The organism is Rhodococcus sp. Leaf233 (assembly GCF_001426165.1).
Classification (GTDB): Bacteria; Actinomycetota; Actinomycetes; order Mycobacteriales; family Mycobacteriaceae; genus Rhodococcoides; species Rhodococcoides fascians.
The window spans coordinates 1-10,983 of the sequence record NZ_LMRO01000008.1; the positions used below are offsets into that span (position 1 = coordinate 1).

Consider the following 10,983-nt stretch of genomic DNA (forward strand, 5'->3'; position numbering starts at 1 on the left):
GTGTGTGTTGTTTGAGAATTGCACAGTGGACGCGAGCATCTTTGTTGTAAGTAATGAAGAGCGTACGGTGGATGCCTTGGCACCAGGAGCCGATGAAGGACGTAGGAGGCTGCGATAAGCCTCGGGGAGCTGTCAACCGAGCTGTGATCCGAGGGTGTCCGAATGGGGAAACCCAGCACGAGTGATGTCGTGTTACCCGCATCTGAATATATAGGGTGTGTGGAGGGAACGTGGGGAAGTGAAACATCTCAGTACCCACAGGAAGAGAAAACAATAGTGATTCCGTGAGTAGTGGCGAGCGAAAGCGGATGAGGCCAAACTTTGTGCGTGTGATACCCGGCAGGGGTTGCGTATGGAGGGTTGTGGGGTTTGCATTGTCGATTCTGCCGGATCGGCCGACAGTGAGAAATTGTGGTGTTAGTCGAAGTGGTCTGGAACGGCCTGTCGTAGAGGGTGAGAGTCCCGTAGACGAAAACATTGCAACTGTCGTTGTGGATACCCAAGTAGCAGCGGGCCCGTGAAATCTGCTGTGAATCTGTCGGGACCACCCGATAAGCCTGAATACTCCCTGGTGACCGATAGCGGACTAGTACCGTGAGGGAAAGGTGAAAAGTACCCCGGGAGGGGAGTGAAATAGTACCTGAAACCGTGCGCTTACAATCCGTCAAAGCCGTCGAGCAGTTTATTCTGTTGGTGGTGATGGCGTGCCTTTTGAAGAATGAGCCTGCGAGTTAGTGGCATGTCGCGAGGTTAACCCGTGTGGGGTAGCCGTAGCGAAAGCGAGTCCGAATAGGGCGTATCCACSTTGTGTGGTGTAGTGGCGTGTTCTAGACCCGAAGCGGAGTGATCTACCCATGGCCAGGTTGAAGCGACGGTAAGACGTCGTGGAGGACCGAACCCACTTAGGTTGAAAACTGAGGGGATGAGTTGTGGGTAGGGGTGAAAGGCCAATCAAACTCCGTGATAGCTGGTTCTCCCCGAAATGCATTTAGGTGCAGCGTCACGTGTTTCTCACCGGAGGTAGAGCTACTGGATGGTCTAGGGGGCCTACAAGCTTACCGAAATCAGCCAAACTCCGAATGCCGGTGAGTGAGAGCGTGGCAGTGAGACTGCGGGCGATAAGGTTCGTAGTCGAGAGGGAAACAGCCCAGATCGCCAGCTAAGGTCCCTAAGCGTGTACTAAGTGGAAAAGGATGTGGGGTCGCGAAGACAACCAGGAGGTTGGCTTAGAAGCAGCCACCCTTGAAAGAGTGCGTAATAGCTCACTGGTCAAGTGATCCTGCGCCGACAATGTAGCGGGGCTCAAGTACACCACCGAAGCTGCGGCACTCACACAATAGCCCCATTCAGGTCTGCGGATCTGTGTGCAGGTGTGTGGGTGGGTAGGGGAGCGTCGTGCAGCCATGGAAGCATCGGAGTGATCCAGGTGTGGAGGCTGCGCGAGTGAGAATGCAGGCATGAGTAGCGAAAGACGAGTGAGAAACTCGTCCGCCGAATGACCAAGGGTTCCTGGGCCAGGTTAATCCGCCCAGGGTGAGTCGGGACCTAAGACGAGGCCGACAGGCGTAGCCGATGGACAACGGGTTGATATTCCCGTACCCGTGTAACCGCGCCCATGGTGAATCAGTGACACTAACCACCCTGAATCCATATGACCGATCTCTTTCGAGAGTGAGGCGTGTGGTGGATGCGTGGGACCTGATCTGGTAGTAGCCAAGCGATGGGGTGACGCAGGAAGGTAGCTGGGCCAGTCAGTGGTTGTACTGGTGTAAGCCTGTAGGGCGAACGGTAGGCAAATCCGCCGTTCAYMWAGCCTGAGAGGTGATGCGTAGCCGATTGAGGCGAATTCAGTGATCCTATGCTGCCGAGAAAAGCCTCTAGTGAGTTGTTACACGGCCCGTACCCCAAACCGACACAGGTGGTCAGGTAGAGAATACTAAGGCGATCGAGATAACTATGGTTAAGGAACTCGGCAAAATGCCCCCGTAACTTCGGGAGAAGGGGGGCCCCTGCCGGTGATCACTCTTGCAGTGTGAGCTGGTGTGGGCCGCAGAGACCAGTGAGAAGCGACTGTTTACTAAAAACACAGGTCCGTGCGAAGTCGTAAGACGATGTATACGGACTGACGCCTGCCCGGTGCTGGAAGGTTAAGAGGACCGGTTAGCCAGTAATGGCGAAGCTGAGAATTTAAGCCCCAGTAAACGGCGGTGGTAACTATAACCATCCTAAGGTAGCGAAATTCCTTGTCGGGTAAGTTCCGACCTGCACGAATGGCGTAACGACTTCTCAGCTGTCTCAACCATAGACTCGGCGAAATTGCATTACGAGTAAAGATGCTCGTTACGCGCGGCAGGACGAAAAGACCCCGGGACCTTCACTACAGCTTGGTATTGGTGTTCGGTTCGGTTTGTGTAGGATAGGTGGGAGACTGTGAAGCGGTGACGCCAGTTACTGTGGAGTCGTTGTTGAAATACCACTCTGATCGTATTGGATACCTCAACCTCGGACCATGATCTGGTTCAGGGACAGTGCCTGGTGGGTAGTTTAACTGGGGCGGTTGCCTCCTAAAATGTAACGGAGGCGCCCAAAGGTTCCCTCAGCCTGGTTGGCAATCAGGTGTCGAGTGCAAGTGCACAAGGGAGCTTGACTGTGAGACTGACAAGTCGAGCAGGGACGAAAGTCGGGACTAGTGATCCGGCACCGGCAAGTGGAAGCGGTGTCGCTCAACGGATAAAAGGTACCCCGGGGATAACAGGCTGATCTTCCCCAAGAGTCCATATCGACGGGATGGTTTGGCACCTCGATGTCGGCTCGTCGCATCCTGGGGCTGGAGTAGGTCCCAAGGGTTGGGCTGTTCGCCCATTAAAGCGGCACGCGAGCTGGGTTTAGAACGTCGTGAGACAGTTCGGTCTCTATCCGCCGCGCGCGTAAGAAACTTGAGGAAGGCTGTCCCTAGTACGAGAGGACCGGGACGGACGAACCTCTGGTGTGCCAGTTGTTCCACCAGGAGCACCGCTGGTTGGCTACGTTCGGAAGGGATAACCGCTGAAAGCATCTAAGCGGGAAGCCTGTTCCAAGATGAGGTTTCTCACCCCCTCGAGGGGGTAAGGCCCCCGGCAGACCACCGGGTTGATAGGCCAGAACTGGAAGTACAGCAATGTATGCAGGTGACTGGTACTAATAGGCCGAGGACTTACCACAAAGAAGCTACGCGTCCACTGTGCAATATCTGAAACAACACACGAGTAGTTGTTCAGYAAGCACAACCGAATACACGAATCCGCCACCCACACGWGTGTGGGTGACAGGTTCGCTCGTGACACTGTTTCGCAGAGTTACGGCGGCCATAGCGGAGGGGAAACGCCCGGTCCCATTCCGAACCCGGAAGCTAAGCCCTCCAGCGCCGATGGTACTGCACTCGACAGGGTGTGGGAGAGTAGGACACCGCCGAACACAGCTAAGCCCTCCAGCGCCGATGGTACTGCACTCGACAGGGTGTGGGAGAGTAGGACACCGCCGAACACAACATCCCAAAATGCCCCTGACCACCCGTGGTCAGGGGCATTTTGCATTCGAAACCATGGACAGCCGCAACAGGATTCAGGCGGTCGAGCTGAATGCGTAGGCGCCGGAATGCGCAGGCATCGACACCTGCACCCCCAGTCCCATCATCGCCATACGGACCCCCTTCCCCTCGCCCCCGGGGCGCGAACGCGCGCGCACTCGCCACACGCGAGCAGAACAGCGACACCAGACCGCGCGCACCCGACAAACGCGCGCGCGTTCGCGGGCCGTCGAACAGAACCCAACCCCAACAAGTCGACTACTGCCATCGAAGCTTGGCGACCAAGCGTCAGTCGGCTCACTCGACACCTGAAATCTGCACATGCGCTCGCATTCGCGAGGCGCGCGCAGAATCGTCAGCGATGTCGTGAGCGTTCGACAAACGCGCGCGCATTCGCGAGGGGGACCGGTCACAGGACGGCCGAGTCGTCAGTGATGAAAACGGCAGGTGCACAGTGCACTACACGTACTGCGCCCAGTGATCGGGTGGATCAGACGTGAACGGATTCGGCCTCGTCTGCGGAAACCTTCACGTCCTTGGGGTTCGCCAGAACTGTCTCTGCGGATCGCCCTCGAAGGGTTACTCGATCACCGAATTCCCAGCGGTCCGCTTCGTTCTTGGCAGCACCGTCTACCGCTGTCTTGGAAGCGAGTATCGCACCGGGAGCACTCTTGGCCAGTTCCGATAATCGCGCAGCCTCGTTGACCGGATCGCCGATGACGGTGTACTCGAATCTCGACTTTGCTCCCACATTGCCGGCAACGGCTCGGCCGGCTGCAACGCCGACGGCTGCGCTGCACTCGGGTACTTCGACCAGCAATCGGCGGGCAATGGCACGTGCGGCCGAGAGTGCCGATCCGCAGTGATCCGGAATGTCGTTCGGTGCTCCGAAGATGGCGAGCGCCGCGTCGCCCTCGAATTTGTTGATGAAGCCGCCGTGTTCGTCCACCTCGTCCACGACGACGGCGAAGAAGCGGTTCAGTAGATCCACCACCTCGGTCGGCGGTCGTGATGCGGCCAATTCGGTGGAGCCCACCAGGTCGATGAAGAACACTGCAATATCGCGCTCCTGGCCCCCGAGTTCGCTCTCGGACTGCAGGGCCTTCTCGGCTACCTCGTGTCCGACGTGTCGTCCGAACAGGTCGCGGATCTTCTCTCGATCGCGCACACCGTCGGCCATGCGGTTGAAACCGCTCTGCAGTTCGCCGAGCTCGGTGCCGTCGTACACCGCGAGTCGGACATCCATGTTGCCCTTCTCGACTTCGGCCATGCCCGCCCGCACGTTGTTGATGGGGGAGGTGGTCGCGAAACCGCCCAGGACGGTCAGCGCGAATCCGAAGACGATGGTGATGCCGCCGAGCGCGAGGATGGACACAGCGAGCTGGTTTGCACTGGTCTCGGGTCGAAGGAAGCGGAACACCGCGATCATCATTAGTCCGGAGACCGGAACGCCGGTTCCCAGCAACCACGACAGGATGGAACGCCCCATGACACCGGCGATCCGGATGCGCCGTGGGTCGCCCGCTTGCAGGGCACGAGCCGCGATGGGCCGCAGAGCGAACTCGCTGAGCAGGTAGCTGAAGGCACATACGACTGTGCCGCCCGCGGCGATGGTGAACGCCACCTTCGGGATTGCCTGGGGGTCGATGATGCCGTCGATCGTGGTGAGCAGAATCAGTCCACCGGTCCACAGCGCAATCTGCATGCGCGTCAGGCGCCAGGGCATTGCCAGCGTCGCAACCTGCTCGGATCGGGTGGGTTCGCGATCCTCGATGCCCCACCGCAGACTGCTGAGCGCACGTGTGGTGCCCCAGACGACACCGACCAGGAATGCCAGAAAGACGTACACCGGGACGACGATGAAGTTGACCCACCAGTAGCGGTCCATCTTCAGAACGTCCGGGCCTGGAACGACGACACTGATGAGGACACCGACGATCACCGCACCGATCAGGTTGGACAGGACCAGGAACACCGTCAGCAACAGCTGGATTCGGATCCGGCGTCGGCGCGGCGATTCGGTGGTGTCTCCGAGCAGCCGGGAACCCAGCGGAGCGGCAGATCGTCTGAATTGGGGCATGGTGGTCACAGAGTAACGGCCGTGCTGCCTTATGGTGGTCGAGTGCGTTTAGTTATTGCTCGTTGCCAAGTGGACTACATCGGCCGCCTCACCGCACATCTCCCTTCCGCTCGACGCCTGCTGCTCGTCAAGTCCGACGGATCGGTCAGTGTGCACGCGGACGACAGGGCGTACAAGCCCCTCAACTGGATGTCTCCGCCCTGTTGGATGGTCGAGACCACCGAGGACGAGACCATCAAATGGGTCGTCACCAACAAGGCGGGCGAAGAACTTCGCATCACGATCGACGACGTCGAACTCGATTCCAGTCATGAATTGGGGATCGATCCAGGGTTGGTCAAAGACGGTGTCGAGGCTCATCTGCAGGAGTTGCTCGCAGAACACGTCAACACCCTCGGTGAGGGGTACACCCTGGTGCGGCGTGAATACATGACGGCAATCGGACCGGTGGATCTGTTGTGCCGCAACGCAGATGGTGGCACTGTCGCCGTCGAGATCAAGCGTCGCGGTGAAATCGATGGTGTGGAGCAGTTGACTCGGTACCTCGAACTGCTCAATCGTGACCCGTTGCTGGCACCGGTCAGCGGTGTGTTCGCCGCACAGGTCATCAAGCCGCAGGCGAAGACTCTGGCCACCGATCGCGGTATACGTTGTCTGACGCTCGACTACGACGTTCTCCGCGGCACCGACAGCACCGAGTTCCGGCTCTTCTGACGTCTGTCTGCCGAAGCGGCGCGATTCTCTACACTGGATGCGTGCCTCGTCGCAATCAGCCCCGCAAAGCGAGTCGGAGTGGTCCGAGCAGTCTCGGCCCGGCTACCGATTCCGTCCTGGGCGGCAATCGCGTCGAGGTGGGTCCTGACGGGGACACGTACACGACTCGGATGATTCCCGGTGCCAAGGCCGTCAAGACCTACCGTTGCCCAGGCTGCGATCACGAGGTGCGGCCAGGGGTCGCCCACATCGTGGCGTGGCCGGCGGACGACTTCGGGGGAGCCGACAACCGCAGACATTGGCACACCGGGTGTTGGAGCGGCAGAAACACGCGAGGCCTCACCCGTAGATGGTCCTAGCGGGGGAGGCCGAGCGTGTGCTGCGAAGTCAGGACGCCGAGTCGGCGGATTCCGTCTCTTCGTCGTTGTCCTTCTCGGCCTTCGCCGCAGCCTTCTCTTCTTCTTTCTTGAGGATGGCCGTCGGGTCGGGGTTGTCCAGCAACTCGCTTTCGCGGTTGACCGAGGCCAGCATGGCCGGTACCGAATCGAGCTGGCCCCGGATACCCAGTAGCTGAGCGAGGACGCGACTTCGCAGCACGCGCAGCTCCTCGGCCAATTCCTTCGAGTGCGCGATGCGGCGCTCGGCCTGCTCGCTGGCGGACTGCAGCCGGCGTGCGGCCTCGGTCGTCGCCTCTTCGATACGGCGAGCAGCATCGGCCTTGCTCGACGCTTCCAGTTCTTCGAGCGCGGTGAGCACCTTGGTGCGGCGCTCGGCCATCGTGATCTCGAAGTCTTCCTGAACCTCGGCGCGCTTGGCCTCGGACTCGGCAGCCAGCTTGTCGCGCTCAGCCTGTGCGGCCTCGACGACGCGCGCAGCCTCGGTGCGTGCCTGAGCCATGGTCTGCTCGTGCTCGGTTTCGAGTGCCGTGCGGCGCTCCTCGAGTTCTGCGACCAACGACTCGTGACGGCTTCGCAGGCGAGTGCTCTCCTGCTGCGCAACCGAGATCATCTCCTCGGACTCCGCATGTGCCTTCGCGCGAACCTCGGAGGCCTCGTCCGACGCCAGTCGCAACATGCGGGAGATGCGATCGCTCATGCCTTCCGCGGTGGTCGGCGGCACCGAGAGACGGTCGATGTCCTTGCGCAGTTCGTCGATCTCGTCGCGAGCGTCGTCGAGTTGCTTGGCCAGATCACGCGCCTGTGCCGCGGCGGCATCACGGTCGGCCGTCGTCAGCCGTAATTCGGCGTCGAATCGCTCGAAGTAGTTGGTGACTTCGTCGCGATCGAACCCCTTCCGAACGATGGAAAAGGGGAGTTGCACCGTGGAAGTGCGTTCATGATCGATGGCCATGGCCGTCAATTTACCGGTGAGTCAAGTGGAGAGCCATACGGCGTAATCACCGAGTTCGGTCAGTGCGCGTTGTGGTTCGGTTCGACCAGTTCGATCAGTACTCCGCCTGCGTCCTTGGGGTGTACGAAGTTGATACGCGAATCGGCCGTACCGCGGCGGGGGGCGTCGTAGAGCAATCGAACGCCGCGGGCGCGCAACTCGGAGGAGATCTCCTCGATGTCGGTGACCCGATACGCCAACTGTTGGAGTCCGGGGCCGTTTCGGTCGATGAACTTCGCGATGGTCGAGGATTCGTCGATGGGCGCGAGCAACTGCAGTGCTGCCGACTTTTCGCCTGCCCCGGGGAACGAGAGCATCGCCTCGCGCACGCCCTGTTCCTCGTTGACTTCCTCGTGCACCGCAACCATCCCCAGGTGGTCGGTGTACCAGGCGATTGCGGCATCGAGATCGGGTACCGCGATGCCGACGTGGTCGATAGCCGTCACCAGGTCGGAGCGGAGTGGGGTGCCCGTGTAAGACTGCGTGCTGGAGGTCATGGACAAGACGTTAGCGTCAGCTGCGTCACGGTGTTCCGCCAGGCTGGTATCGGTAGGGAGCCTGGCGAGCGTTGATCTCCACAAGGCCGTCTTCACACTTTCGGAGGAAATCGTGACCACAACAGTCATCGTCGCCGGTGCTCGTACGCCCGTCGGGCGCTTCTCGGGTGCGCTCAAGGACTTCTCGGGTTCCGACCTCGGCGGAATTGCCATCAAGGGCGCACTCGAGAAGGCCGGCGTCGCTCCGGATCAGGTCGACTACGTCATCATGGGCCAGGTCCTCACTGCGGGTGCCGGGCAGATCCCGGCCCGACAGGCCGCCGTCGCTGCAGGTATCCCGATGACCGTTCCGGCCCTGACCATCAACAAGGTGTGTCTCTCCGGCGTCGACGCCATCGCGCTCGCTGACCAGCTCATTCGCGCGGGGGAGTTCGAGATCGTCGTCGCCGGCGGCCAGGAATCGATGACCCAGGCACCGCACATGCTGGAGAAGTCGCGGGCGGGATTCAAGTACGGCGATGTCACCATGCGCGACCACCTCGCATACGACGGTCTGTACGACATCTTCACCGACCAGGCCATGGGCGCGCTCACCGAGCAGCGCAATCAGAGCTCCGAAGCCATCAGCCGTGAGGAGCAGGACACCTTCGCGGCCGGATCGCATCAGAAGGCTGCCGCGGCGTGGAAGAACGGGGTCTTCGACGACGAGGTAGTGCCCGTGTCGATTCCGCAGCGCAAGGGTGAGCCCATCCAGTTCACTGCCGACGAAGGAATCCGGGCCGACACCACGGTCGATTCCCTCGGCAAGCTTCGCCCCGCGTTCGACAAGGCGGGCACAGTCACTGCCGGATCCGCGTCGCAGATTTCCGACGGTGCCGCCGCCGTCGTCGTGATGAGCAAGGACAAGGCCGAGTCGCTCGGTTTGACCTGGCTCGCCGAGATCGGCGCGCACGGTGTGGTGGCCGGCCCCGACTCCACCCTGCAGTCGCAGCCCGCTCGCGCCATCGCCAAGGCCTGCGCGAAGGAAGGCATCGACCCGAAGGACCTCGACGTCGTCGAGATCAACGAGGCGTTTGCGGCGGTCGGAATCGCGTCGACGCGTGAGCTCGGCATCGATCCGGAGATCGTCAACGTCAACGGCGGTGCGATTTCGATCGGTCATCCCCTCGGAATGTCGGGCGCTCGCATCGCACTGCACCTGGCTCTGGAGCTGCAGCGGCGCGGTGGCGGAGTGGGTGCCGCAGCATTGTGCGGCGGCGGCGGACAGGGCGACGCGCTCATCGTTCGAGTCCCGAAAAGCTGAGTCGGTAGTGGCTCTGGTCCGATGAGACCAGAGCCACTACGTTCTGTCGTAGCAAACCGGGCACAATAGCGGGCATGACGAATTTCTTCGACCTGAGCAGCACGGCCAAACGCTTCCGTTTCATTGCCGTGCTCGAAGCGTTCACCTGGCTCGGACTACTGGTCGGCATGGCGTTCAAGTACCTGCCGGCCGACGGCAACGAAATCGGCGTGAAGATCTTCGGGCCCATCCACGGTGCGGTGTTCATCGTGTACCTTGCCGTTGCCGTCCTGACGGCGGTGAAGCTCAAGTGGGACATCAAGGCCACGCTGCTGGCGCTGGTCGCGGCATTCCCGCCGTTCGGCACCGTGGTCTTCGAAATCTGGGCCGTGCGTACCGGACGCCTTGCCGAGCTGAGCACCGGCCGACCCACAGCCGACGCGAAGGTTCCGTCCTGACCGCCCGCCAGTGGATGACGCATCGCGTTAGTGACAAACTGTAGGACGTGACTCGACCCGGTTCCCGTCCTCCTGTCCGCCCGTCGGCCGCCGTCCCCGCATCCATTGCCGGAGCCGTCGACCTGTCCGTTCTCAAGGACCGTCCGGCACCTTCTCCCGCTGCCGAAGCCAGTGGCGATGCGGGAGGGTTGGCTCCGATCGTCGACGTGACCACGGCCAATTTCGAAGCCGAGGTTCTGCAGCGATCGATGCAGGTACCGGTCATCGTCGACCTGGGATCGGCTCGGTCGCCGCAGTCCCAGGCGTTGACGCGTCAGCTCGGGCAACTTGCCGTCGAGGCCGGCGGCACGTGGATACATGCCCGCGTCGATGTCGACTCGAATCCGCAGATCGCGCAGGCATTCGGCGTGCAGGCCATTCCCACGGTGGTTGCCGTTGCGGGTGGGCAGCCGCTCGCCGATTTCCAGGGCACGCAATCCGACGAGCAGTTGCGTCAGTGGCTGCAGGCAATCGAGCAGGCAACCGCCGGAAAGCTGTCCGGTCCACCCGGGTCGGCTCCCGCCGCCGAGCCGGAACCCGAGGTCGAGGATCCGCGCATCGTCGCTGCGGAAGAGGCGATCGACGAGGGTGACTTCGACAAAGCAGCGGCGGCGTATCAGGCAATCATCGACGCCGAGCCGAAGAACACCGACGCGGTCGCCGCGCTGCGTCAGGTCAAGTTCTTGGCTCGGGTGCAGAACGTTGCACCCGATGCCGTCGAGGTGGCCGACGCCGATCCCAATAATGTCCAGGCCCGCATCGATGCGGCCGACGCGGAGATGGCCGGGCAGCAGCCGGAACAGGCTTTCGCACGGCTCATCGACGGAATCAAGATCAGTGCAGGGGACGACCGCACGGCCCTGCGTACCCGCCTACTGGAGCTGTTCGAGTTGTTCGACGCCGCCGATCCTCTGGTGGTCTCGGCGCGTCGTAAACTCGCGTCCGCTCTGTACTGAATC

General features: G+C 61.3%; 8 protein-coding genes and 2 rRNA genes. 7 read left to right on the plus strand and 3 right to left on the minus strand.

Annotation, left to right across the window (positions count from 1 at the left end; all coding sequences use genetic code 11):
* The first annotated feature begins 44 nt into the window (after positions 1–44).
* Positions 45–3,201: ribosomal RNA gene (locus ASH04_RS07845) — 23S ribosomal RNA — on the plus strand.
* 135 nt (positions 3,202–3,336) lie between these two features.
* Positions 3,337–3,453, plus strand: a 5S ribosomal RNA gene (rrf, locus tag ASH04_RS07850).
* A 602-nt stretch (positions 3,454–4,055) separates the two neighbouring features.
* Here the strand turns inward: rrf and ASH04_RS07855 are convergent.
* A complete protein-coding gene (locus ASH04_RS07855; protein ID WP_057473446.1) occupies positions 4,056–5,645 on the minus strand; it encodes an adenylate/guanylate cyclase domain-containing protein in 1,590 nt (529 codons plus the stop codon).
* A 42-nt stretch (positions 5,646–5,687) separates the two neighbouring features.
* On the opposite strand from ASH04_RS07855, the gene nucS reads away from it, so the two are divergent.
* Positions 5,688–6,359, plus strand: a complete 672-nt coding sequence (gene nucS / locus ASH04_RS07860; RefSeq protein ID WP_027497682.1) for an endonuclease NucS — start codon at positions 5,688–5,690, stop codon at positions 6,357–6,359.
* Positions 6,360–6,400: 41 nt separating this feature from the next.
* Positions 6,401–6,718: an ATP/GTP-binding protein gene (locus tag ASH04_RS26100; protein WP_082519195.1), complete on the plus strand. Its 318-nt coding sequence runs from the start codon at positions 6,401–6,403 to the stop codon at positions 6,716–6,718.
* A 28-nt stretch (positions 6,719–6,746) separates the two neighbouring features.
* Here ASH04_RS26100 and ASH04_RS07865 read toward each other — a convergent pair whose 3' ends face one another.
* Positions 6,747–7,709: a hypothetical protein gene (locus ASH04_RS07865; protein WP_057473228.1), complete on the minus strand. Its 963-nt coding sequence runs from the start codon at positions 7,707–7,709 to the stop codon at positions 6,747–6,749.
* 59 nt (positions 7,710–7,768) lie between these two features.
* A complete protein-coding gene (mce, locus tag ASH04_RS07870) occupies positions 7,769–8,245 on the minus strand; it encodes a methylmalonyl-CoA epimerase (RefSeq protein ID WP_057473229.1) in 477 nt (158 codons plus the stop codon).
* 112 nt (positions 8,246–8,357) lie between these two features.
* On the opposite strand from mce, the gene ASH04_RS07875 reads away from it, so the two are divergent.
* From ASH04_RS07875 to ASH04_RS07885, 3 genes are all read left to right on the plus strand, one after another.
* Positions 8,358–9,548, plus strand: coding sequence for an acetyl-CoA C-acetyltransferase (locus ASH04_RS07875; protein WP_027497679.1), 1,191 nt, complete (start codon positions 8,358–8,360; stop codon positions 9,546–9,548).
* A gap of 74 nt (positions 9,549–9,622) precedes the next feature.
* A complete protein-coding gene (locus tag ASH04_RS07880; protein WP_032399482.1) occupies positions 9,623–9,985 on the plus strand; it encodes a DUF3817 domain-containing protein in 363 nt (120 codons plus the stop codon).
* A gap of 47 nt (positions 9,986–10,032) precedes the next feature.
* Entirely contained in the window at positions 10,033–10,980 is a 948-nt protein-coding gene (locus ASH04_RS07885; RefSeq protein ID WP_235579965.1) for a tetratricopeptide repeat protein, read from the plus strand.
* The last annotated feature ends 3 nt before the right edge of the window (positions 10,981–10,983 follow it).

Excerpts from the sequence above, each read along its gene's own strand:
- mce (WP_057473229.1), bottom strand. The coding sequence starts at position 8,245 with ATGACCTCCAGCACGCAGTCTTACACGGGCACCCCACTCCGCTCCGAC.
- ASH04_RS07880 (WP_032399482.1), top strand. The coding sequence starts at position 9,623 with ATGACGAATTTCTTCGACCTGAGCAGCACGGCCAAACGCTTCCGTTTC.
- ASH04_RS07865 (WP_057473228.1), bottom strand. The coding sequence starts at position 7,709 with ATGGCCATCGATCATGAACGCACTTCCACGGTGCAACTCCCCTTTTCC.
- ASH04_RS07855 (WP_057473446.1), bottom strand. The coding sequence starts at position 5,645 with ATGCCCCAATTCAGACGATCTGCCGCTCCGCTGGGTTCCCGGCTGCTC.